The organism is Aeromonas sp. HMWF016 (assembly GCF_963878195.1).
GTDB lineage: Bacteria > Pseudomonadota > Gammaproteobacteria > Enterobacterales > Aeromonadaceae > Aeromonas > Aeromonas lacus.
In genome coordinates this window covers 78,909-101,684 of sequence record NZ_CAWNWX010000024.1, presented here as the reverse complement: position 1 = coordinate 101,684, position 22,776 = coordinate 78,909, and the positions used below count along the sequence as shown (strand labels likewise).

21 protein-coding genes and 1 pseudogene are annotated in these 22,776 nt (G+C 55.5%); 20 read left to right on the top strand and 2 right to left on the bottom strand.

Translation table 11 applies throughout. The features are described from left to right. Nucleotides 1–100 (bottom strand): annotated as a pseudogene (locus tag AACS24_RS03285) (DNA mismatch repair endonuclease MutH); the annotation flags it as partial. A gap of 732 nt (nt 101–832) precedes the next feature. On the opposite strand from AACS24_RS03285, the gene rppH reads away from it, so the two are divergent. The 8 genes from rppH (at nt 833) to AACS24_RS03245 (ending at nt 8,436) form a co-directional block, all read left to right on the top strand. Next, nucleotides 833–1,363 carry an RNA pyrophosphohydrolase gene (gene rppH, locus AACS24_RS03280; protein ID WP_108572344.1) on the top strand — a complete coding sequence of 177 codons (531 nt, stop codon included), beginning with the start codon at nt 833–835 and terminating at the stop codon, nt 1,361–1,363. A 14-nt stretch (nt 1,364–1,377) separates the two neighbouring features. Beyond that, entirely contained in the window at nt 1,378–3,654 is a 2,277-nt protein-coding gene (gene ptsP / locus AACS24_RS03275; protein ID WP_108572343.1) for a phosphoenolpyruvate--protein phosphotransferase, read from the top strand. A gap of 71 nt (nt 3,655–3,725) precedes the next feature. Beyond that, complete coding sequence (gene lgt, locus AACS24_RS03270; RefSeq protein ID WP_033114068.1) at nt 3,726–4,553, top strand: prolipoprotein diacylglyceryl transferase; 828 nt, start codon at nt 3,726–3,728, stop codon at nt 4,551–4,553. Then, the gene (gene thyA, locus AACS24_RS03265; RefSeq protein ID WP_108572342.1) at nt 4,550–5,344 is read left to right on the top strand and encodes a thymidylate synthase; all 795 of its coding nucleotides are present in this window, start codon (nt 4,550–4,552) and stop codon (nt 5,342–5,344) included. The genes lgt and thyA overlap by 4 nt, the downstream gene beginning before the upstream one ends. A gap of 224 nt (nt 5,345–5,568) precedes the next feature. Continuing rightward, nucleotides 5,569–6,759, top strand: a complete 1,191-nt coding sequence (gene nhaA, locus AACS24_RS03260) for a Na+/H+ antiporter NhaA (protein ID WP_108572341.1) — start codon at nt 5,569–5,571, stop codon at nt 6,757–6,759. Then, entirely contained in the window at nt 6,756–7,163 is a 408-nt protein-coding gene (locus tag AACS24_RS03255) for a hypothetical protein (protein ID WP_108572340.1), read from the top strand. Before nhaA ends, AACS24_RS03255 begins: the two co-directional genes overlap by 4 nt. Further along, a complete protein-coding gene (gene nhaR / locus AACS24_RS03250; RefSeq protein WP_042030739.1) occupies nt 7,150–8,082 on the top strand; it encodes a transcriptional activator NhaR in 933 nt (310 codons plus the stop codon). Before AACS24_RS03255 ends, nhaR begins: the two co-directional genes overlap by 14 nt. 51 nt (nt 8,083–8,133) lie before the next feature. Continuing rightward, nucleotides 8,134–8,436 (top strand): ArsR/SmtB family transcription factor, encoded by a 303-nt coding sequence (locus AACS24_RS03245; protein ID WP_108572339.1) that lies wholly within the window; start codon nt 8,134–8,136, stop codon nt 8,434–8,436. A 48-nt stretch (nt 8,437–8,484) separates the two neighbouring features. Here the strand turns inward: AACS24_RS03245 and rpsT are convergent, their stop codons facing one another. Then, nucleotides 8,485–8,748, bottom strand: a complete 264-nt coding sequence (gene rpsT, locus AACS24_RS03240) for a 30S ribosomal protein S20 (protein ID WP_005308808.1) — start codon at nt 8,746–8,748, stop codon at nt 8,485–8,487. Nucleotides 8,749–8,939: 191 nt separating this feature from the next. Here rpsT and murJ point away from each other — a divergent pair, with 191 nt between their 5' ends. The 12 genes from murJ (at nt 8,940) to AACS24_RS03180 (ending at nt 22,757) form a co-directional block, all read left to right on the top strand. Further along, nucleotides 8,940–10,505, top strand: a complete 1,566-nt coding sequence (murJ, locus tag AACS24_RS03235; RefSeq protein ID WP_108572338.1) for a murein biosynthesis integral membrane protein MurJ — start codon at nt 8,940–8,942, stop codon at nt 10,503–10,505. A gap of 141 nt (nt 10,506–10,646) precedes the next feature. Then, nucleotides 10,647–11,621 carry a bifunctional riboflavin kinase/FAD synthetase gene (ribF, locus tag AACS24_RS03230; RefSeq protein ID WP_108572337.1) on the top strand — a complete coding sequence of 325 codons (975 nt, stop codon included), beginning with the start codon at nt 10,647–10,649 and terminating at the stop codon, nt 11,619–11,621. Then, complete coding sequence (gene ileS / locus AACS24_RS03225) at nt 11,621–14,482, top strand: isoleucine--tRNA ligase (RefSeq protein WP_108572336.1); 2,862 nt, start codon at nt 11,621–11,623, stop codon at nt 14,480–14,482. Before ribF ends, ileS begins: the two co-directional genes overlap by 1 nt. Further along, nucleotides 14,482–14,979, top strand: coding sequence for a signal peptidase II (gene lspA / locus AACS24_RS03220; RefSeq protein ID WP_033114077.1), 498 nt, complete (start codon nt 14,482–14,484; stop codon nt 14,977–14,979). The genes ileS and lspA overlap by 1 nt, the downstream gene beginning before the upstream one ends. Next, complete coding sequence (gene fkpB / locus AACS24_RS03215) at nt 14,976–15,428, top strand: FKBP-type peptidyl-prolyl cis-trans isomerase (RefSeq protein WP_042030732.1); 453 nt, start codon at nt 14,976–14,978, stop codon at nt 15,426–15,428. Before lspA ends, fkpB begins: the two co-directional genes overlap by 4 nt. Next, a complete protein-coding gene (gene ispH, locus AACS24_RS03210; protein ID WP_108572335.1) occupies nt 15,428–16,363 on the top strand; it encodes a 4-hydroxy-3-methylbut-2-enyl diphosphate reductase in 936 nt (311 codons plus the stop codon). The genes fkpB and ispH overlap by 1 nt, the downstream gene beginning before the upstream one ends. A 110-nt stretch (nt 16,364–16,473) precedes the next feature. Beyond that, the gene (gene tppA / locus AACS24_RS03205) at nt 16,474–16,881 is read left to right on the top strand and encodes a type IVa pilus pseudopilin TppA (protein ID WP_033114080.1); all 408 of its coding nucleotides are present in this window, start codon (nt 16,474–16,476) and stop codon (nt 16,879–16,881) included. A 3-nt stretch (nt 16,882–16,884) separates the two neighbouring features. Beyond that, on the top strand, nt 16,885–17,454 hold the full coding sequence (gene pilV, locus AACS24_RS03200; protein ID WP_033114081.1) for a type IV pilus modification protein PilV: 570 nt from the start codon (nt 16,885–16,887) through the stop codon (nt 17,452–17,454). After that, complete coding sequence (locus AACS24_RS03195) at nt 17,451–18,449, top strand: PilW family protein (protein ID WP_108572334.1); 999 nt, start codon at nt 17,451–17,453, stop codon at nt 18,447–18,449. Before pilV ends, AACS24_RS03195 begins: the two co-directional genes overlap by 4 nt. Further along, nucleotides 18,446–18,868, top strand: a complete 423-nt coding sequence (locus tag AACS24_RS03190; protein WP_108572333.1) for a pilus assembly PilX family protein — start codon at nt 18,446–18,448, stop codon at nt 18,866–18,868. Before AACS24_RS03195 ends, AACS24_RS03190 begins: the two co-directional genes overlap by 4 nt. An 11-nt stretch (nt 18,869–18,879) precedes the next feature. Then, nucleotides 18,880–22,485 (top strand): pilus assembly protein, encoded by a 3,606-nt coding sequence (locus tag AACS24_RS03185; protein WP_108572332.1) that lies wholly within the window; start codon nt 18,880–18,882, stop codon nt 22,483–22,485. Further along, the gene (locus AACS24_RS03180; RefSeq protein WP_108572331.1) at nt 22,482–22,757 is read left to right on the top strand and encodes a TapY2 family type IVa secretion system protein; all 276 of its coding nucleotides are present in this window, start codon (nt 22,482–22,484) and stop codon (nt 22,755–22,757) included. Before AACS24_RS03185 ends, AACS24_RS03180 begins: the two co-directional genes overlap by 4 nt. The last annotated feature ends 19 nt before the right edge of the window (nt 22,758–22,776 follow it).

The window sequence follows — 22,776 nt, the reverse complement described above, 5'->3', positions numbered from 1 at the left end:
CCGCCACACCTACCTCGGCGGCCAGCTGCGCCAGCGTGAAGCCTGCCATGGCGTAGGCACGGCTCAGCAACTCCTGTTCGGATTGGGGATTGTTTGGCATGTTTGGCTCCATATTGCTCGGCCTATTCTAGCAGGGCAGGATCCCGGGAGGATCGCTGTTTTTATAACCGATCCTGAGTGGATAAGGGTAAATGGGGATAATTCGGCTATGTAGGTCTTATGATTATGATTTTAAAGAAATTTGTCTTTTTTATCGAGCAAGGATATTCAGCCGATCCGGGTCCGAAATAGTTGTCCAAGGGTTTGAGGATGATGTTACACACAGTTATCCACAGAAATCTTGGATAAGTGGCATAAAGTGGGAGGAGTATCTTATATGTTACAAAAAATTGTGAATCCGACCCCATTTTCATCGAGGAAACAGGGCAGATATTGTGCCACTCCTGTGGATAATTTGGCCTTGGTGGATCTTTAAGCAGTAGAACTTGTTCACAATCATCGTCGCGGATCCTGCGTGAGCAAAACCATGGATCCAGATCCAGTTGTTTGTGTTTAACTACATGTATAATAAATAAAAATTAGTTTTAAGTCTGATCTGTGAGGTGATAGTCTGTTTTTCACTTACAGTTAAAAAGTACTGTATATACCAGCTTGCTCACAGGCTTATGCACAGTCTGGGTGGGCAACTTGGTAGAGCAGATCTTCCCGTTTGTTTATAAGTATGTGTGAAATTGAAAGTTATTCATGAACGCCGGGAGTCACTCCTTGTTTGCTGCCACGAAGTGAATGTGGAACAATCTCTTTATAGATTCAGCCTTTATAAGGTGATCACGTGATTGATGGCGACGGATTTCGTCCCAATGTCGGTATCGTGATCTGTAACCGTGAAGGACAGGTGTTGTGGGCTAAACGCTATGGACAGCACTCCTGGCAGTTTCCGCAGGGGGGGGTTGATGATGGTGAAACGCCGGAACAGGCCATGTATCGCGAGCTGTATGAGGAGATAGGCCTCAAGCCCGAAGATGTGACCATCATGGCCACCAGTCGTAACTGGCTTAAATACCGTTTACCCAAACGTCTTGTCCGCTGGGACAGTTCACCGGTCTGTATTGGCCAAAAACAAAAATGGTTCCTGTTGCAGCTCAATTCGGGCCGAGAGTCGCGGATCCAGTTCGGTTGTCATGGTCATCCCGAATTTGACGACTGGCGCTGGGTCAGCTTCTGGTACCCGGTACGCCAGGTCGTCTCGTTCAAGCGGGAGGTCTACCGCCGGGTCATGAAGGAGTTTGCCCCGCTGGCGATGCCGGCGCCGGCAGTGCAGCATGTCAACAAAAAGGATGGGCGGCGTAACCGCGCTCGCTAAGGAGCACAGATTAGTTGTTAACGGAACTGAGACGTATCGTCGAGAGCATGGCCGGGGCCAACACCCTGGAACAGGCCTTGCAGGCACTGGTGAGCCAGACCCGGCACGCCATGGTGGTGGACTGCTGCTCTGTCTACGTTTCGGAACCCGAGATGCGCCGCTACCGGCTGGCGGCGACCGATGGTCTTGCCCCTTCGGCGGTCGGCAAGGTTACTCTGCCCTTCGAGCAGGGCATCGTCGGTCTGGTCGGTCAGCGGGAAGAGCTGATCAACCTGGCCGATGCCCCTGCGCACCCCAGCTTTAAATTCCTGCCCGATGTTGCCGAAGAGGCGTTTCGCTCATTTCTGGGCGCCCCCATCATGCACCAGCGTCAGGTGGTCGGCATTCTGGTGGTGCAGCAAAAAGAGAGCCGCCGTTTCGATGAGGGGGAGGAGTCCTTCATGGTCACGCTGGCGGCCCAGCTGGCAGCGCATATCGCTCAGGCGCAGGCCAAGGGGTGGCTGCAAAAGACCGACTGGAGCAAGCCGCTGCGCGGCATTGCTGGTGCCAGTGGTATCGCCATGGCCAAGGCCTGGGTATGGCGGCCGCGCAAGGCGCTCTCTTCCATCACTCCGCGCAAGGATGAGGATCATGCTGGCCAGCTGGAACGGCTGGAGCTTGCGGTAGAAGAGGTTCGTCACGATCTGGAGAGCCTGGCGCTGCGCTTTCGCGAGAGTTACAGCGAGGATTCGGTCGCCATCTTCGACATCTATCTCCATTTGCTAGCCGATCCCGGCTATATCAAGCCGATCCGCAACAAGGTGAGCAAGGAGCACTGGACCGCGGTCTCCGCCGTCAAGCTGGTCAGCGACCGTCTTATCGAGCAGTTCAAGGGGATGAAGGATCCCTACCTGCAGGAGCGATCCACCGATGTGAAGGATATCGCCCAGCGCCTAATCAGTCGCCTGGTGCAAAACGAGCCGGAACATATCTCCATCGGTGAGCCTGTGGTGCTGGTCGCCGACGAGGTGACGGCCACCATTCTGGCGGAAGTCCCCCGTGAATACCTGACCGGTGTGGTCTCGCTCAAGGGGGGCACCAACTCCCACGCCGCCATTCTGGCCCGCGCCATGGGGGTGGCCGCCATCATGGGGGTGGATCTGCCGCTCGGTGATATCGGTGGCCGCATGCTGGTCGTCGATGGCTATAGCGGCGATCTCTTCATCGAACCCAATCAGGTGATCCTGACCGAGTATCGCCAGCTGCTGAGCGAAGAGCGAGCACTCGACTGTCTGGTGCGCAGCGTCGACAACCAGCCTTCGGAGACGGCGGACGGTACCAAGGTCTCCCTGCTGCTTAACGCCGGGCTCAGCGCCGATACCGAGATATCTCTCAATCATCTGGCAGACGGGGTGGGTCTCTATCGCACCGAAATCCCCTTCATGCTGCAGGACAGCTTCCCCTCCGAGTGGGAGCAGACTGCCCGCTATCGCGGCATTCTCGAGACCTATCGCAACCGGCCGGTCTGCATGCGGACGCTGGATGTGGGCGGTGACAAGCAACTGCCCTATTTCCCCATCGTCGAGGAAAACCCCTTCCTTGGCTGGCGGGGGATCCGGCTCACGCTGGATCACCCCGAACTGTTTCTGGTGCAGCTCAAGGCGATGTTGCGGGCCAGTGAAGGGCTCGACAATCTGGCCATTATGCTGCCGATGATCAGCAGTGTCAGTGAAATCAAGGCGTCCCGCCGTCTGCTGGATCAGGCGTGGCGCGAAGTATCGGAAGAGGCGGCCAGTCGCAATGCCGAGATCCGCTACCCCAGCCTCGGGGTGATGATCGAGGTGCCTTCCGCCCTCTACATCCTGCCGGAGATGGCGCCGCTCATCGACTTCTGGTCGGTTGGCAGCAACGATCTGACCCAGTACCTGCTGGCGGTGGATCGCAACAACTCCCGCGTCGCCAACATCTACGATGCGTTCCATCCGGCGGTGATCCGTGCGCTGCAACTGCTGGTCGATGCCTCCCACCGCTATCAGAAGCCGGTCTCGGTCTGTGGCGAGCTGGCCGGTGATCCGGTCGGTGTGCTGCTGCTGCTGGCCATGGGCTATCGCCGCTTCAGTATGAACACCCACAACATTGCCCGGATCAAGTACGTGCTGCGCCAATCGACCCTGAGCGAGTTGACCGAGCTGCTGGCTGATGGTCTCAAGCACGACAATCCCCACGTGCTGCGCGGCCTGTTTGCCCGCTATCTGGAAGAGCACGGTTTGGGCGGTTTGCTGCGCGCCGGCCACAAACCGAAAATCGGTTGATTGATAAACATGCCTTGTCCCTGCTGGCGAATGATCGGAAAATGCGGCTTTTCTTATGACTGGGGCCGCTTATGCAGCACGATGGATATTGGGTTTTCTCGCAGATTGATCCCGTAGCATTCAGTTTGGGACCACTATCGGTACGCTGGTATGGTCTCATGTACCTGTTCGGTTTTGCGTTTGCCATGTGGCTGGCTGGCCGTCGCGCCGATGCGCCGAACAGCGGCTGGACACGCAACGAGGTCTCTGACCTGCTCTTCTACGGCTTCCTCGGGGTGATCCTCGGCGGCCGTGTCGGTTACGTACTTTTCTACAACTTCGATCTCTTCCTCGCGGATCCGACCTACCTGTTCAAGATCTGGACTGGTGGTATGTCGTTCCACGGCGGTCTGATCGGGGTTATCACCGCCATGATCTGGTTTGCCCACAAGACCAAGCGCCACTTCTTCACCGTGGCCGATTTTGTGGCACCGCTCATTCCGTTTGGCCTCGGCGTTGGCCGTATCGGCAATTTCCTCAACGGCGAGTTGTGGGGCCGGATCACCGATGTGCCTTGGGCCATCATCTTCCCGGAGGCCGGCCCCGAGCCGCGTCATCCCTCCCAGCTCTACCAGTTCGCGCTGGAAGGGGTGGTGTTGTTCATCATCCTCAACCTGTTCTGGCGCAAGAATCCGCCGCGCGGCGCCATCTCCGGCATGTTCCTGCTGTTCTACGGCCTGTTCCGCTTCCTGGTGGAGTTTGTCCGCCAGCCAGACAGCCAGCTGGGCCTCTATTTCAACGAGATCAGCATGGGCCAGATCCTCTCCACCCCGATGATCTTCATCGGTGCCCTGATGATTTGGGTTGCCTACAAGCGCCCGCAGCTGTTCGGTAACGCCGTGAAGGAGGCAAAACAATGAGAGCCTATCTCGACCTGATGCAGAAGATCCTGGACGAGGGGACCGTCAAGTCCGATCGCACCGGCACCGGCACCGTCTCTCTGTTTGGTCATCAGATGCGCTTCAATTTGGCGGAGGGTTTTCCGCTGGTGACCACCAAGAAGTGCCACCTGCGCTCCATCATTCATGAGCTGCTCTGGTTCCTCAATGGCGACACCAACACCGCCTATCTGAAAGAGAACGGCGTCAGCATCTGGGATGAATGGGCCGACGAGAACGGCGATCTGGGGCCGGTTTATGGCGCCCAGTGGCGCTCTTGGCCGACCGCCGACGGTGGCGTGGTGGATCAGATCCAGAAAGCGGTGGATGACATCAAGCACAACCCGGATTCGCGCCGCATCATTGTCTCCGCATGGAACGTGGGCGAGCTGGACAAGATGGCGCTGGCGCCCTGCCATGCCTTCTTCCAGTTCTACGTGGCGGACGGCAAGCTCTCCTGCCAGCTCTACCAGCGCAGCTGCGATGTGTTCCTCGGCCTGCCGTTCAACATCGCCAGCTATGCTTTGCTGACCCATATGATGGCCCAGCAGTGTGGTCTGGAAGTGGGCGACTTTGTCTGGACCGGCGGTGACGTGCACCTCTACTCCAACCACATGGAGCAGACTGCACTGCAGCTCACCCGTGAGCCGCGTCCGCTGCCGACCTTGGTGATCAAGCGCAAGCCGGGCTCCATCTTCGATTACAAGTTCGAGGATTTCGAGATCGAGGGTTACGACCCCCATCCCGGCATCAAGGCGCCCGTCGCCATCTGATTGCAAGGCGCCCCAGGGCGCCTTTCTTATGCTTAAAAACAGTTAGATATTCATTTTTGTGATTGAAGATCGAGAACTGGTTACACCGCTATGAAAGATGCCTTTGGCGGAGCTGTTTTGGATTACTTCGGTTTTTTCGTTGTATTGAGCAGTAAGAAACGATTTTCCAAGAGTTGTTATCGGTTATAGACTCAACGTAAAGTAATTTTGTGGATATTTTAACCATGAGCGACGTAATCAAAAAGTTCCTGAAGCTGGAGGCTGCCTCCGGAATTATTCTGATCATGGCGGCCATGCTGGCAATGATATTGGCCAATTCCGGTCTCTCTGGCAGCTACCAGGCCTTCCTCGATACGCCAGTGCAGGTACGCATTGCGGCACTGGATATCAACAAGCCATTGCTGCTCTGGATCAACGATGGCTTTATGGCGATCTTCTTCCTGCTGGTCGGGCTCGAGGTGAAGCGCGAGATGCTGGAAGGGGCGCTCTCCTCCCGGGTGCAGGCGACCTTCCCGGCCATCGCTGCGGTGGGCGGCATGCTGGCTCCGGCCCTGATCTACGCCTTCTTCAACTACTCGGATGAAGTGGCGCGCGCTGGCTGGGCCATTCCTGCCGCGACCGATATTGCCTTTGCCCTCGGGGTGATGGCGCTGCTCGGCAAGCGGGTGCCGGTGAGCCTCAAGGTGTTCCTGCTGGCGCTGGCCATCATGGATGATCTGGGCGTCATCATCATCATCGCGCTCTTCTACACCCAGCAACTGTCGCTGGCGGCGTTGACGGTCGGTATTCTGGCGACCCTGACGCTGTTCTGGATGAACCGCCGCGGTGAGGATCGGATCAGTCTCTACATGCTGGTCGGGCTGGTGCTCTGGGTGGCGGTGCTGAAATCCGGTGTCCATGCGACCCTGGCTGGCGTGGTGGTTGGCTTTATGATCCCGCTGAACGGCAAGCGCTATGCCTCGCCGCTCAAGCATCTGGAGCATGCCCTGCACCCCTGGAGTGCCTACCTGATCCTGCCGCTGTTTGCCTTTGCCAACGCGGGGGTATCGCTGGAGGGGATCGGTCTCTCATCCCTGCTGAGCCCGGTGCCCATGGGTATCATGCTGGGGCTGTTTATCGGCAAGCCGCTCGGGGTATTCACCATCAGCTGGTTGTCGGTCAAGCTGGGTGTGGCGCAGCTGCCACCGGGAGTCAACTTCAAGCAGATCTTTGCGGTCAGCATCCTCTGCGGTATTGGTTTCACCATGTCGATGTTTATCGCATCGCTGGCATTCGAGCACGGTGGGCTGGATTACGGCAGCTACTCTCGCCTCGGTATTCTGGTGGGATCCACCCTGGCGGCGGTAGTTGGTTATCTGGCCTTGCGATTGGCTCTTCCCAAGTGTGACGGGGATCAGAGTGCGGAGGGACTATGAAAAAACAGGCATGGCTGGCAGCAATTTTGCTGAGCCCGCTGGCATGGGCGGGCGGGTTTGAGGATTGCAGGCAGGATGCCGCCTCGGCAAGCTGCTCTGCCTATCTCAACGGTGTGGTGGATAGCGCCGTGCTGCTGGGGGACAAGCAGGCCAGGGCCCGCTTTGGCGAGACCTTCTCCGAGCGGGCGCTGAGCAGCCGGGCAGGGGAGATGGTCAAGCGTTCCAACAAGCGCTACTGCGGTGATCGCCAGCCCGACAAGGCACGGCTCAAGGCCGACCTGATGGCGCAGTTCGGCGCGAACAAGGTTGACTCGGTCAGCGACATGTATGACATTCTGGCGGTTGAACTCAGCTGCTACCGGAGCCCGCGTCAGGCGGGAACCCCATCGGATGTCACACCTTAACTACAACCATCTCTACTATTTCTGGATGACGCAGAAGAAGGGCTCTGTCACTCAGGCGGCAGAAGCCCTTTTTTTGACCCCGCAGACGGTGACCGGCCAGATCAAGCTGCTGGAGCAGCGTTTGGGCGGCAAGTTGCTCAAACGCAAGGGGCGCACCCTTGAGGCCACCGAGCTGGGTCAGCTGGTGTTTCGCTACGCCGACAAGATGTTCAGCCTCTCCTACGAGATGCTCGATATCGTCAACTATCGCAAGGAGAGCCAGATCCTGTTCGACGTCGGCATCGCCGATGCCCTCTCCAAGCGTCTTGCCAGCCGGGTGCTGCTCTCCGTCATCCCCAATGACGGCTCCATCCACCTGCGCTGCTTCGAATCGACCCACGAGTTGCTGCTGGAACAGCTGAGCGAGCACAAGCTCGACATGATCCTCTCCGACTGCCCGGTGGACTCCAGCCAGCATGCGGGACTGCTTTCCAAACGGCTTGGTGGCTGCGGTGTCAGCTTCTTCTGCAAGGCGCCGCTGCCATCGCTCCCTTTCCCGGCCTGTCTTGAAGAGCGAAAGCTGCTTATTCCGGGGCGCCGTACTGCCATGGGTCGCCAACTGACCCAGTGGTTTGAACAGCAGGGGGTTTCCCCCAGCATCCTTGGCGAGTTTGACGATGCGGCTCTGATGAAGGCGTTTGGCTTCTTCAATCAGGGTATCTTCATGGCCCCCACCATCTATCGGGAGGAGATCCTGGAAGGGGAGGGGGTGATGTTGCTGGGTGAGACCCAGGATCTGATGGAGGAGTACTACGTCATCTTCGCCGAGCGGATGATCCAGCATCCGGCGGTAAAACGGGTGTGCGAGAGTGATTTCACATTCCTCTTTGCCGGGGAGGAGAACTTCTCCGCCATCCAGCCAGCATCCCTGTCGTTTTAAAACGGCGCGTCACCACGTATCATCGGCGATGAGTGGCAGAGGAGAGATGTGATGCAACTTGAAGAGATGGAAGCCAGTGCGGGTCAGGCGGTTGCCCTGCTCAAGGCGCTGGCCAATGAGCGGCGGCTCTTTATCCTGTGCCATCTGCTGGAGCGGGAGCTGTCGGTGGGGGAACTCAACGAGCGGTTGGGATTGAGCCAGTCTGCGTTGTCACAGCATCTGGCATTGCTGCGGCGCGATGAGCTGGTCAACACGCGAAAAGAGGCCCAGACGGTCTACTATTCGCTGCGCAGCCATGAGGTGCGCGAGATGATCACCTTGCTGCATCGGCTTTACTGCTGCGCAGATAAATAAAAAACCGGCACTAGGCCGGTTTTTTCAGCTTTTATCAGCAGAAGCTGATTAAGCCATAGCTTTGATCTGGGCAGACAGGCGGCTCTTGTGACGAGCAGCTTTGTTCTTGTGGATCAGGCCTTTGGTCGCCATACGATCCATGATCGGCTGAGCAACAGCGAAAGCGGCAGTCGCGGCAGCTTTGTCGCCAGAGGCGATAGCAGCGATGACTTTCTTCAGGTAAGTACGGGTCATGGAACGACGGCTGGCGTTGTGCTGACGGCGTTTCTCTGACTGAAGAGCGCGCTTCTTAGCAGATTTGATGTTAGCCAAGGTAAAACTCCTAAAACTGTCTTAGCGAGTGTATTGAAAAGGCCCGGAAATATGCCTTCCCAACCACATATTGTCAAATGATTTGTGCAAATAAACACCGCCCCCCGGTGGTGTGTCAGATGGGAGACGGTTAAACTGTCGGCCGATTCTAGCAGCATTCTTTTCATTCTGACAGTTCCAGAGGCCTCGTCTTGAGTAAGAAATTGATCAAATCCGGAATTATTGTGTCTGGAATGACGTTGGCATCCCGTGTGATGGGCTTGGTGCGCGATGTGGTCATCGCCAATCTGCTCGGTGCCGGGGTTGCCGCAGACGTCTTCTTCTTTGCCAATCGCATTCCCAACTTCCTGCGTCGTCTGTTCGCAGAAGGAGCCTTCAACCAGGCCTTTGTTCCCGTGATGACCGAGTACCGGAAAAAGGGTGATGAGAGTGAAGTGCGCGAACTGCTGGCTGCGGTGGCGGGGACTCTCGGCGGGATAGTGACCGTGGTCACCCTGCTCGGGGTGCTGGGCTCCGGCGTGCTGACCGCCCTGTTTGGCTGGGGCTGGTTCTGGGACTGGCTCCATGGCGGGCCGGCCGCCGAGAAGTTCGAGATGGCGAGCCTGATGCTCAAAATCACCTTCCCCTATCTCTGGTTCATCACTTTTACCGCCATGGCTGGGGCCATTCTCAACACTTTCGGCCGCTTCGGGGTATCCTCCTTTACCCCGATCTTCCTCAATATCACCATGATCGCCGCCGCCTGGTGGATCTCGCCCTGGTTGGACAATCCCGAACTGGCACTAGCCATCGGTGTCTTCCTTGGCGGTCTGGTGCAGTTCCTGTTCCAGTTCCCGTTCCTGCGCCAGATCAACATGCTGGTGTGGCCCAAGTGGGGTTGGCACCATCCGGGGGTCGTGAAGATCCGCACCCTGATGATCCCGGCGCTGTTCGGGGTATCGGTCAGTCAGATCAACCTGTTGGTCAACACCATGCTTGCCTCGTTTCTGGCGACCGGTGCCATCAGCTACCTCTACTACTCGGATCGCTTGCTGGAGTTCCCGCTCGGCATGTTCGGCGTTGCCATCAGTACCGTCATTCTGCCGGCATTGGCCAAGAAGCACGTGGATGCCGATCCGGCCGACTTCTCCCGCACCATGGACTGGGGTGTTCGGATGGTGATGCTGCTCGGTTTGCCCGCCATGGTGGGTATCGCGGTGCTGCGTGAGCCCATCCTGCGGGTACTGTTCATGCGCGGCGAGTTCGGTTTGCATGAGGTGACCATGTCGAGCGCCAGCTTGCTGGCATCCACCTCCGGTTTGCTGTCGCTGATGCTGATCAAGGTACTGGCGCCCGGTTACTACGCTCGTCAGGACACCAAGACGCCGGTGCGGATCGGGATGATCTCTATGGCCGCCAACATGGTCTGCAACCTCCTCTTCATCTATCCGCTCGGTTACGTGGGGCTGGCGCTCTCGACCGCCTGTTCGGGCACGCTCAACGCAGCCCTGCTGTTCAAGGGGCTCCATCAGCAGAGCGTCTACCGGCCTTCTCGCCACACCGGGATCTTTTGCCTCAAGTTGCTGACGGCGAGCCTGCTGATGGGGGGAGTACTTCTCTATCTGTCGCCAGACCTGGCCCAATGGGGTGCATGGAGCATGGGCAAGGCGAGCATGCAGTTGACCATGTTGTTGGTGCTGGGTGGTGCCATTTACGCCGGAGTCCTCTTGGCACTGGGGATCCGGCCAAAAGATCTGAGAGCGGGTCGTGAAGATTGACTCGCATTCGAGGCTTGAAGGCGCCAAGTGAGTTGGTATTTCGGCCCCGAGAGCTGAAATCGGGGCCGCAACAGGGCTGACCCTGATGGCCGCCTGATATATAATCCGGCGATTTCGACAGCAGCAACGCACAAGGCAGCGATGGAGCTTATTCGCGGTATTCACAATCTCAAGCCCCGTCACCGGGGATGTGTATTGACCATTGGCAACTTTGATGGGGTTCATCAGGGTCACCATGCGGTACTGGCACGTCTCAGGGAGAAAGCGGCCCAGCTGGGATTGCCTGCCTGCGTCATGCTGTTCGAGCCGCAGCCGCTAGAGCTGTTTGCCGGTAGCGATGCGCCGGCGCGCCTGAGCCGCTTGCGCGAGAAGTATGAAGCGCTCAAGGGGCTGCAGATCGACCGCATGCTCTGCGTGCGCTTCAGCCATCGTTTTGCCTGCCAGGCGGCTGCCACCTTCATCGAGCAACTGCTGGTCGAGAAGCTTGGCGTTCGCTATCTGGTGGTCGGCGACGATTTTCGCTTCGGCAAGGGGCGGGAAGGGGACTTCCACCTGCTGGAGGCGGCAGGCCAGCGCTTCGGTTTCGAGGTGATCAGTACCCAGAGCTTCCAGCTATCCCGTCAGCGGGTCAGCAGCACGCTGGTACGCGAGGCGCTCAAAGCGGGCCGCATGGCGGAGGTTGAGCTGATGCTCGGCCGTCCTTATGCCATCAGCGGCCGGGTGGCCCACGGCGACAAGCTGGGGCGCACCATAGGTTTTCCCACCGCCAATCTGGCCCTCAAGCGTCAGGTAATCCCGGTCGGTGGCGTGTTTGCGGTGGAAGTGATATGTTCCGGCAAGACCTTCCCCGGTGTAGCCAATGTGGGTGTACGGCCGACCTTGAGCGGTACACAAGCCAGATTGGAAGTACATCTGTTTGATTTTTCTGGCGACCTTTACGGTCAACAGGTGACGGTGCTGCTTCGCCACAAGCTGCGCGAAGAGCAGAAATTTGACTCTTTCTCTGCCTTGAAAGAGCAGATCGAACGAGATGCCCTGGCGGCCCGAGCCTGGTTCGGGCTGCCGCAATTTCATTTACCCAGCACTCTTTTAGAAAAGAAGGGAACCCAGGACTGATGAGCGACTATAAACACACCCTGAATCTTCCGGAAACCGAGTTTCCGATGCGTGGCGATCTGGCCAAGCGCGAACCCAACATGCTGAAACGTTGGTACGATCAGGATCTCTACGGCGCTATTCGCCGCGCCAAAGCGGGCAAGCCTTCTTTCATTCTGCACGATGGCCCCCCCTATGCGAACGGCAACATTCACATCGGTCACTCGGTCAACAAGATCCTCAAAGACATTATCATCAAGTCCAAGGGCCTCTCTGGTTTCGATTCCCCCTATGTGCCGGGTTGGGATTGCCACGGTCTGCCTATCGAGCTGAAAGTGGAAGGCATGGTCGGCAAGCCGGGCGAGAAGGTTTCCGCTGCCGAATTCCGCGCCGAGTGCCGCAAATACGCCAAGACCCAGATCGAAGCGCAAAAGACCGACTTCATCCGTCTGGGTGTGCTGGGTGACTGGGAACACCCCTACCTGACCATGGATTTTGGCACCGAAGCCAACATCATCCGCTCCATGGCCAAGATCGTTGAAAACGGCCACCTGCACAAAGGCTCCAAGCCGGTGCACTGGTGTACCGATTGTGGCTCCGCGCTGGCTGAAGCAGAGGTTGAGTACTACGACAAGAACTCCCCCTCCATCGACGTGCGCTTCAAGGCTGTCGACGAAGCGGCCGTTGCCGCCAAGTTTGACTGCGCCGAAGGCCACACCGGCAAAGGCACCCTCTCTGCTGTGATCTGGACCACTACCCCGTGGACCCTGCCGGCCAACCGCGCCATCGCCATGCACGCCGATCTGGACTACGCACTGGTTCAGGTTGAAGGGGAGAACCCCGAGCGTCTGATCCTGGCCGCAGAGCTGGTCAAGGACGTGATGGATCGCGCCGGCATCGAGCACTACCACAACCTGGGCTATGCCAAGGGTGCGGCTCTTGAGCTGCTGCGCTTCAACCACCCCTTCTACAGCTTCGACGTGCCGGTGGTGCTGGGTGATCACGTCACTCTGGATGCCGGTACCGGTGCCGTTCACACCGCGCCTGGGCACGGTCAGGAAGACTTCGTGGTCGGTCAGAAGTACGGTCTGGAAGTGGCCAACCCGGTTGGCAGCAACGGCGTCTATCTGCCGGATACCGAACTGTTTGCCGGCCAGCACGTATTCAAGGCCAACGCAGCGGTTGTCGAGGTGTTGACCGAGCGTGGCGCCCTGCTGCACCACAAGGTGTTCAACCACTCCTATCCGCACTGCTGGCGTCACAAGACCCCGATCATCTTCCGTGCCACCCCGCAGTGGTTCATCAGCATGGAGCAGAAGGGTCTGCGCAAGCGTGCTCTTGAAGAGATCGAGCGTATCGAGAAAGAGGGCATTGCCCAGCACGGTCAGAGCGGCTGGGTGCCGGCCTGGGGTAAAAACCGCATTCAGGCGATGGTCGAGAACCGTCCTGACTGGTGTATCTCCCGTCAGCGTACCTGGGGTGTGCCCATCTCCCTGTTCGTTCACAAGGAGACTCAGGCACTGCATCCGGAATCTGTACGCCTGATGGAAGAGGTGGCCAAGCGGGTCGAGCAGTCCGGCATCCAGGCCTGGTGGGATCTGGACAAGGCCGAGCTGCTGGGCGCCGATGCCGACAATTACGAGAAAGTGCCTGACACCCTCGACGTCTGGTTTGACTCCGGTTCTACCCATGCCTCTGTGGTCGATGCCCGTCCCGAGTTCAACGGCAAGCCGGCCGACATGTATCTGGAAGGTTCTGACCAGCACCGTGGCTGGTTCATGTCCTCCCTGATGATCGGCGTGGCCATGAAAGACAAGGCTCCCTACAACCAGGTGCTGACTCACGGCTTCACCGTGGATGGTCAGGGTCGCAAGATGTCCAAGTCCATCGGCAACGTGGTAAGCCCGCAAGACGTAATGAACAAGCTGGGTGCCGACATCCTGCGTCTGTGGGTAGCGAGCACTGACTACACCGGCGAGATGACCGTCTCCGACGAGATACTCAAGCGCTCTGCCGATGCTTATCGTCGTATTCGCAACACTGCCCGCTTCCTGCTGGCCAACTTGAACGGCTTCAATCCGGCGACCGACATGGTTGCTCCTGCCGACATGGTCGTAGTGGATCGCTGGGCTGTGGGCCGCGCCAAGGCGGTACAGGCCGAGATCATGGCTGCGTTCGACGAGTACAACTTCCACGGAGTGACCCAGAAGCTGATGCAGTTCTGCTCCATCGAGATGGGCTCCTTCTATCTGGATGTCATCAAGGATCGCCAGTACACCGCCAAGGCCGACAGCCTGGCCCGTCGCTCCTGCCAGACCGCTCTCTATCACATCGCCGAGGCCATGGTGCGCTGGATGGCGCCAATCATGAGCTTCACCGCCGACGAGATCTGGGCTTTGCTGCCGGGCGAGCGCGGCGAGTTCGTCTTCACCGAGGAGTGGTACGACGGCCTGTTCGGGCTGGAAGCGGGCGAAGTACTGAACGACGAGTTCTGGGCCGAGATCCTCACCGTGCGCGGTGAAGTGAACAAGGCGCTGGAAGTGGCTCGTGGCGAGAAGCGCATCGGTGGCTCCCTGCAGGCCGAGCTGACTCTGTTCGCCAAGCCGGAGCTGGCCGCTCGTCTGAACGCGTTGGCCGATGAGCTGCGCTTCGTGCTGCTCACCTCCAAGGCCAAGGTAGTCAGCGTCGATGCCGCCCCGGCAGATGCCGTGGTGACCGAACGCGATGACCTGTGGCTGAGCGTGGCCCAGTCTGCCGCCGCCAAGTGCGACCGCTGCTGGCACCACGTAGAAGATGTGGGCACCATCGCGGGTCACGAAGAGATCTGTGGCCGCTGCGTCACCAACGTCGAGGGTGACGGCGAAACTCGTCAATTTGCCTGATGAACATGACTCAACATAAAAGCGGCCTGCGTTGGCTGTGGCTGGCGGTGCTGGCCTTTGTTCTGGACCAGGCGAGCAAGCTCGCCGTGGTCAAGTTGCTGCCATTTGGTTACCCGGGGGTGGAGATCACCCCCTTCTTCAACCTGGTTCACGTCTACAACAAGGGCGCAGCTTTCAGCTTCCTGGCTGATCAGGGGGGCTGGCAGCGCTGGTTCTTTGCCCTGCTCGCTTTTGCCATTTGTGGCCTGCTGATCCACTGGTTGCGCAAGCAGTCGGTGACCCAGTACTGGAGCGGTATTGCCTACTCCTTCATCATCGGTGGCGCCCTCGGCAACGTCTTTGATCGACTGGTGCTGGGCCATGTGGTCGATTTCCTCGATTTCTATTGGGGGACAGCTCATTGGCCTGCGTTCAACTTGGCCGACAGCTTCATCTTCATCGGTGCCGCCATGATCGTGCTGGATGGTTTTCGTGGCGAGAAAAAGGAGCAGGCATGAGCCAGCAGATCACCGCTGACAGCAGCGTGCTGTTTCACTTCACCATCAAGCTGGAAGATGACTCGGTGGCCGACAGCACGGCGCTGCACGGTAAACCGGCCCGTCTGCGGATGGGCGATGGCAGTCTGACGCCAAGCTTCGAGCAGTGCCTGCTGGGGCTGCGCGAAGGGGAGAGCAAGAGCTTTACGCTGGCGCCGGAGGAGGCCTTTGGCCTCTCCAACCCCGACAACATCTACCATCTCGACCGCGCCAAGTTTGGCGCCGATGTGGAGCCCAAGGTTGGCACCATCATCCTGTTCGACCAGCCCAACGGCAGTGAGCTGCCGGGGATCATCCGGGCGGTGGAAGGGATGTCGGTCACGGTCGATTTCAACCACCCCCTGGCCGGTCATACCGTCACCTTCGAGGTGGAGATCCTGGGGGTTGATGACGAGGAGAAGGTTCACTGATGGATATTCTGCTGGCTAACCCCCGTGGCTTTTGCGCCGGTGTCGACCGTGCCATCAGCATCGTCGAAAGTGCGCTGGAGAAGTTCGGTGCTCCCATCTATGTCCGTCACGAAGTGGTGCACAACCGCTACGTGGTGAACAAGCTCAAGGAAGCGGGCGCCGTCTTCGTCGAAGAGCTGGACGAGGTGCCGGATGACAGCATCGTTATCTTCTCCGCCCACGGCGTCTCCAAGGCGGTGCGCGAGATGGCCAAGTCTCGCGCCCTCAAAGTGTTCGATGCAACCTGTCCGCTGGTGACCAAGGTGCATATGGAAGTCCATCGCGCCAGCCGCAAGGGCTCCGAAGCCGTGCTTATCGGTCATGCCGGCCACCCCGAGGTGATCGGCACCATGGGGCAGTACGAGAATAGCGAGGGCGGCATGTATCTGGTGGAGACGCCGGAAGATGTGGCCAAACTCAAGGTGAAGAACCCGGACGACCTCTGCTTCGTCACCCAGACCACCCTGAGCGTGGACGAGACCTCGGACGTCATCGATGCCTTGCGTGCGCACTTCCCCAATATTCAGGGGCCGCGCAAGGATGACATCTGCTACGCCACCCAGAACCGTCAGGATGCGGTGCGGGAGATGGCGGGGCTGGTGGACGCCATGCTGGTGGTGGGATCGCGCAACTCCTCCAACTCCAACCGTCTGCGCGAGCTGGCCGAGAAGGTGGGGGCCAAGGCCTATCTTATCGACGATGCCTCCATGATCGATGCCGACTGGCTGGCAGGGGTCAAGGCTATCGGTGTGACTGCCGGTGCCTCCGCCCCCGAGGTGCTGGTGCAATCCGTCATTACTCGCCTGCGTGAGTTGGGTGGCAAGGTGGTCGCCGAGCACCCAGGTCGCGAAGAGAACGTGGTGTTTGAAGTGCCGCCGGAACTTAGAATCATTTGAGTGACGCCAGTAAGGCTTAAGAATAAAGTGCAATGATATTGACGCCGGGTTTGTTCTAGTGACAGGCTCGGCGTTAAACTTATGAAGCAGTCTGTCACCAAGGATGGGATATGATTGGATACTTTCGTGGCTTTTCTCTCATTGAGTTGATGGTTGTTGTCGCCATTGTGGCGATCCTTGGCACCATCGCTTACCCCGCTTATCAGCAATATTTGCTGACCAGTCATCGTGTCGATGCGAAAAAGATGCTGCTTGATGCCGCCAACCGGCAAGAGAGCTATTTTATGGACTTCAATCAGTACGCCTCTTCGGCGTCGGCACTCAATATCTCTGACAATTCAGATTCCGGTTTTTACCATCTGGTTATTTCTGCTGCCGCTAATACCTATACCCTGACTGCGACTGCCTCAGGTGCACAGGGCTCTGACCGAGACTGCATTATTTTCTCTATCGACCAAAATGGCACCAAGAGCGCAAAAAATATCAGCAATGCAACCAACAATAATTGCTGGAACTAGGTCATGAAACGCACAGGTTTTGATAGTGTGCCCTCCGGTTTCAGCCTGCTTGAAGTGATGATTGCTGCTGTTGTGCTCTCTTTTGGTCTACTGGGGCTGGTCGCCATGCAGGCGCAATCCAAATTCGCTGGATATGAGGCGAGACAACGCACCATAGCCAGCTGGCTGGCAAACGACATGGTGGAGCGGATCAAGGTCAATCGAGCTATCTGGGAGGCTCAAGCCAGTAATACCTGGATTGTCAGTTCGAGTTCATCATCGCTACCATCCTGTGCCAATGCTGATGGCACCATGAGCAACTGCAGTGATGCAAATATGCTGGCGCTCGATCTCTACTACTGGCGTCAGTCCCTGATAGGTAGTGCTGCATCGGGCGCCGGCTCCACGCTCAACAATCCTGTCGGTTGCATCATCAAGGGGGCGAGCGACTCGCTGACCGTGGCCGTTTTTTGGGCAGGGCGCAAGGCCTCCCATGATGGTTCAAGTGCTATCGCATCAGCCACAACCAATGCCTGCGGCATATCCGGGGTCGACTTGACGAGGCGTCAATACGTATTGACGACCACTTTATGAATAGCCGTGGTTTTACCTTGGTGGAATGGCTGATTGCTATGGTGATCGGTGTTTTTCTACTAGGTGGTGTGCTGAGTGTGTTTGTTGCTTCTCGAACGACTTCTGAAGATGCGTTTGACCAGAGCGAGTTGCAGGAAAATGGGCGATTGGCGATGCGTCTGATAGCTCAGGATCTCAAGTGGGCCGGTTTTTGGGGCGACTATACCGGAATGCCGATGCAGTTGAATTCAGGGGTAACGATAACTTCTGGTGCTGTTATTGCCTCCAGCAAGGATTGTTGGGATGAGCGTGGTGAAGGAAGTTTCCCATCAGCATCCGCCCCAGTACGTGGTGTATGGGCGACACATATTGATGCCAACAAGCTGACCACAGGCAATGCATTCAGCTGTATTGCATCGGCCAACAGGGTGGCTAATTCAGACATCATCAGCATCAAGCGGTTGATAGGTTTCCCCCTGGCAGACAGTGCGCTCTCTGCAAATAGGTTCTATATGGCAACGACGCCTCAGTCTGCTGTTATATTTCGCGGCAATGAAGCCCCTCCTGATAATAGTGCTATGCCAAATAGACAGTTATGGGAATATCAGCATTACATCTACCATATTGTGGATAACAGTGGAGTCCCTGAATTGCATAAGCGTATGCTGACTGCCAACGATGGATCATGGGATATATCTGGTGCACTGGCACAAGGTATAGAAAAAATAACTCTACTATATGGTGTAGATACCAGCCCCGTTCAGGATGGTCGAATCGACAAATATGTATCAATCAGTTCTGTTGCCAGTAATGAATGGAATGAATGGCGTGTCATTTCTGCCCGTCTGTTTATTCTTGCTCGCTCTCTGCAAGCTTCATCAAAATATGTAAATAACAATACATATCAGGTTGGTAATATTCAAGTCGCTGGTAGCGGTGATGGTTTTCGGCGATTGCTTCTGGAGACATCCATTGCGTTGCGTAATCCTGCTGCCATTGCTGGAGGTGGCAAATGAGACGAGCCAGAGGGGTTGCGTTGATCGTAGCTTTGGTCATCCTGGTACCGCTGACCCTGATTGCTGTCGTGATGATGCAGTCCAGTGGTGTGGATCTCAAAATGGCCGGTGCTGCAGCCAGTTTACAGCAAGCTGAGCATCGGATTGAAGGGATTATAGAGAGCGCATTATTGCAAGCTGGTCTGTCGAGCAATATTGCGACTATGGGGGCCAGTTCTGCAATCTCGGTGAATGGAAATACGGTCAATATGGAACGGCGTGGTGAAAGTGTCTGTAAGCGAAAAGTGGATGCCAGTAGCCAGAATGTTATCCCTTCTTGTCGTTATGTTGAGCTGCAGGCTACAGCAACATATGGCAAGAACAGTCGTGCAATGAATTGGACTGCTGGGGTAGAGCAACCCCTGTTAAAGGCGGAATAGGAGCATAGGATATGCGCGAACATGGACGAGCCTTGCTGCTTTGCACCGTAATGGCCGCCATGCCGGCCTTGGCAAGCAGCAGTTATTCTGATGACACCGAGCTGTTTATTTATGATTTTTCAAAAGCTGGTGACTTCAGACCAAAAATTCTGGTTATTTTTGATAATTCAGGGAGCATGAGCTCTACCATGGATGTGGTTAGAGAAGCTTACGATCCAAATACGGCATATCCAGCACTCAGTAATGATCCAGATACCGGAAATAGTAAAAAGTATGTCTACTTTTCTACCGATGGTACAGTCCCGACAATCACCAATACTCAGCGATTTCAAGACCGTATAAATGCCTGTGCATCTTCCAAAACACCATTGTCGAACATTGGTTACTTTCAGTCTCAAGTCTGGAACTATACCTACTCTAGTTATTCTGGAGGGAAGCCGCGGCAGGGGGCATGGGGTTCTGTTTCTGGTCGAACCGAATCGAACATTGTATTGGTTGATTGTAAGCAAGATATAATTTCCAGCAACAACAGCAACCCCTACTCTGGTCCAAGTTTGGTTGTTGGAAGCATCTCGAATGGTTACCCAGTAAATAAGACTTCAAATAGTAGTGGCTTGTGGTATTACACAACTAATATCAGCAATGCTGCTGCGGGGAGTAATACGGCAGTTACTTTGTATAGTGCAAATTACATCAGGTGGTATTATGGTCCGACAGGACATAGTGTTCAGTCACGACTTCAGGTTGCCAAGGATGCTGTGAAGGGATTGATATCTTCAACTCCTGGTGTTGATTTTGGGTTGGCTGTATATAATTACAATGACAGTAATGGTTCGAAAAATGGTGGACGTATTGTTCGACGTATTCTAAGTAACGATACCGATATCGGTAATGGTGTTACGGCAGAACAGAATTTATTGTCGACCATAGATAGCCTTGGGGCGGAAACTAATACGCCGCTATGCGAAACGCTGTATGAGGCCTATCGTCTATTTGGTGGCCGGTCAGTGTATTATGGTGATGACGATAGTTCACGAACTCCTGCTCGGGATACATTAGCAGAGAACCCTGTCGGAACCTATAAAGCGCCTTATGATAAATGTTCTAACAATGGCTATGTTATTTATATAACTGATGGTGAGCCAACCCAGGACACCAATGCCAACTCGTTAGTGCAGGGGTTGCTGGATAATCTCAATGCGACTGAAAAAGCTGCATATGGTACAACTGTTGGATATGGCAGTAGTGGAAGCACCAGCTATATTGCTGCACTGGCTGGCTATATGAAAAACAAGGATATAAACCCAGGCTCGTCGGGAGTTCAGACAGTTACAACATTTACAGTTGGATTTGGTGATGATGCTGTTACTGGTGCTGGTAACCTGTTAGCGGAAACAGCTCGCCGTGGTGGCGGACTATATTATCCTGCGACCAGTGCCGAAGCACTCAGTCAGGCGCTGAAGTCATCTTTGCTTGCCATATTGCGCATCAATACCTCTCTAGTCTCTCCCGCTATTGCAACAAATAACTTTGACCGGACTAGAAGTCTGAATAATATCTACTATGCCATGTTTGAACCTGATACTGGTCCGCGATGGAAAGGTAATCTGAAAAAGCTGGTCTTGTCTGACAAGGGATATGTAGTTGATACCACTACATTACCGGCGATAAAGAGTGATGGCACAATTCTAGAGGGGGCCAGAACTTTTTGGTCATCAGAGGATGACGGTAATCTGGTTGCAAAAGGTGGTGTGCAGGAGATGCTTGCCGATAAAAGCAACCGCAATATTTATCTCATCAATGACAAGGCATCGCCCAAACGCTTGGATAGTTTTACTCGCAGCAATGCCCAGACAATGGCTGGCAGTGCTGAGGCGCTACGTTCACTGATGCAGTTATCTGACGTCTCTGAGCTGGATAATATGTTCAGCTGGATCACTGGTAGTGATGTCGACAATGAAGATAACGACAGCAGTACGACAATCAGGAAATATATATTGGGTGATCCCCTGCACTCCAGACCTTTAGTCATCAACTACGGTTGTACGGTTGCACAAGGACAGACTAGTTGTACCCCGGACTTGCGAATTGTCATGGGCACCAATGCCGGTTTTCTGCATATGTTCAAGGATCTTGGTTCATCTGTTGATGAAACCTGGGCCATGATGCCTTATCCGCTGTTAGCCACTCAAAAAGCATTACGGCAAAATAGTGAGTCATCTGCTCACGTATTTGGTGTCGACTCATCTCCCGTAGCACTCATCAAAGATGCTAACCAGAATGGTGTGATAAAAGCATCAGAGGGCGATTATGTCTGGATGTTTGTCGGGTTGCGTAGTGGTGGTAAAAACTATTATGCCTTTGATATCACGAATCCCGATGCACCAACACTGAAATGGCCTATCACTCCAGACTCGAATGGTTTTTCGCAATTGGGGCAGACTTGGTCTGTCCCTGAAGTGGCATTTGTTCCCGGTGTTACCGACCCGGTAGTGATTTTTGCCGGTGGTTATGATCTGAATAAAAGTACTCTCGGGCTGGGCAGTTCTGATAGTAGTGGAGCTGGTATTTATATAGTGAATGCCAATTCAGGTGCGTTGATATACAGTGCAACACCTGCTGCCAACAGTACGACAAACCTGCAAGTCAGCACCATGCTGGACAGTATGCCCGGTGGTGTGGCGACTCTTGATAGTGATGGCGATGGTAAAGTCGACCGTATTTATGCCAGCGATACTGGCGGAAATATCTGGCGAATGGATTTGCCAGGAACCAATAAAACAGATTGGAGTGTATTCAAATTTGCCAGTCTGGGTTCCGACACACAGCAAAGTGAAGATCGGCGTTTCTTCACTCAACCTGTATTGGTAAGAACAATCAACAAGGGGTGGGAAGTAAAAAATAGCCAGTATGTTTATAGCGAACGCCCCTTCGATGCGGTCTTGATTGGTTCTGGTGACCGTAACCGCCCATCATCAGAGTCGACCGCAAACAATGCCTATTTCATGCTGCGGGACTATCAGGTTGTACCAAAATCCTATCGCACAGTCACTCCGCCATCGGCAATCACTATTGATCAACTATACGATGTAACGACAGACCCGTTCCTTGGCAAAACCGATGCACAGATATTGACGATAAAGAAAAATCTGACCAGCAAGATGGGGTGGAAATATTGGCTGGATGAGACTGGAGAGAAGTCGATGGGGGCTGGGGTTGTCCTTCAGGGCAAACTTTACTTCACCTCGTTCCTGCCGCAGGTTCAATCTTTTGAGGAGTGCACCATCCAGTCGATAGGTGCCATGCGGCAATACATGGTCGATATGCACTATGGCACATCATTCCGCTATACGGTCGACCAGGCTGGTAATCAGTCTCCGGAACGTTATGTCGAGGTCAATAATAAAGTGGCTGATGACCTCGTAGTTCATGCTGGTGATGATGCCAAGATCCGTATTATCGGTGGTGCTCCGGGTGAGGAAGTTATTCTGAAAGATGACGGAAATAACCAACCTACCCGCTGTACCGGGGCAGGACAATGTTCAGAGGGGGCCGATGAGGCCGAAATGGATATGACTCCCAAGAAGATATATCTCTACGAGGATGAACCCCAATGAAAGCGAATATGCTGTTGTTGACTCTGCTGGGCGTTAGCTGCGCCCATGCAGCGGTAGATCGTAAGTGCTATGTCGAACTGGATAATGGGGCGAATGTTGTATTACAGGGGGCTATTGCGGATAACAAAAAGCCTGAGATTGCCTTTCAGGAGAAGGGTTTTGAGATAAATGGGCAGCTGCTGATGGTGAGGAAAGTGCTGGAATGTCAGCCTGTCGATCGGCCTTTCACTCTCGAGTCCGCACGAAAACAAGAGAAAGAGCAGCCAAGGTAGCAGTAGTGCAAGATGATTG

Bases quoted from the DNA above. Each gene is read 5' to 3' on its own strand.
- AACS24_RS03195 (WP_108572334.1), top strand. From the start codon at position 17,451: ATGAATAGCCGTGGTTTTACCTTGGTGGAATGGCTGATTGCTATGGTG.
- lgt (WP_033114068.1), top strand. From the start codon at position 3,726: ATGCAGCACGATGGATATTGGGTTTTCTCGCAGATTGATCCCGTAGCA.
- lspA (WP_033114077.1), top strand. From the start codon at position 14,482: ATGAACATGACTCAACATAAAAGCGGCCTGCGTTGGCTGTGGCTGGCG.
- nhaA (WP_108572341.1), top strand. From the start codon at position 5,569: ATGAGCGACGTAATCAAAAAGTTCCTGAAGCTGGAGGCTGCCTCCGGA.
- AACS24_RS03185 (WP_108572332.1), top strand. From the start codon at position 18,880: ATGCGCGAACATGGACGAGCCTTGCTGCTTTGCACCGTAATGGCCGCC.
- thyA (WP_108572342.1), top strand. From the start codon at position 4,550: ATGAGAGCCTATCTCGACCTGATGCAGAAGATCCTGGACGAGGGGACC.
- ileS (WP_108572336.1), top strand. From the start codon at position 11,621: ATGAGCGACTATAAACACACCCTGAATCTTCCGGAAACCGAGTTTCCG.
- AACS24_RS03255 (WP_108572340.1), top strand. From the start codon at position 6,756: ATGAAAAAACAGGCATGGCTGGCAGCAATTTTGCTGAGCCCGCTGGCA.
- AACS24_RS03245 (WP_108572339.1), top strand. From the start codon at position 8,134: ATGCAACTTGAAGAGATGGAAGCCAGTGCGGGTCAGGCGGTTGCCCTG.
- pilV (WP_033114081.1), top strand. From the start codon at position 16,885: ATGAAACGCACAGGTTTTGATAGTGTGCCCTCCGGTTTCAGCCTGCTT.
- AACS24_RS03180 (WP_108572331.1), top strand. From the start codon at position 22,482: ATGAAAGCGAATATGCTGTTGTTGACTCTGCTGGGCGTTAGCTGCGCC.
- ribF (WP_108572337.1), top strand. From the start codon at position 10,647: ATGGAGCTTATTCGCGGTATTCACAATCTCAAGCCCCGTCACCGGGGA.
- fkpB (WP_042030732.1), top strand. From the start codon at position 14,976: ATGAGCCAGCAGATCACCGCTGACAGCAGCGTGCTGTTTCACTTCACC.
- ispH (WP_108572335.1), top strand. From the start codon at position 15,428: ATGGATATTCTGCTGGCTAACCCCCGTGGCTTTTGCGCCGGTGTCGAC.
- nhaR (WP_042030739.1), top strand. From the start codon at position 7,150: ATGTCACACCTTAACTACAACCATCTCTACTATTTCTGGATGACGCAG.
- AACS24_RS03190 (WP_108572333.1), top strand. From the start codon at position 18,446: ATGAGACGAGCCAGAGGGGTTGCGTTGATCGTAGCTTTGGTCATCCTG.
- tppA (WP_033114080.1), top strand. From the start codon at position 16,474: ATGATTGGATACTTTCGTGGCTTTTCTCTCATTGAGTTGATGGTTGTT.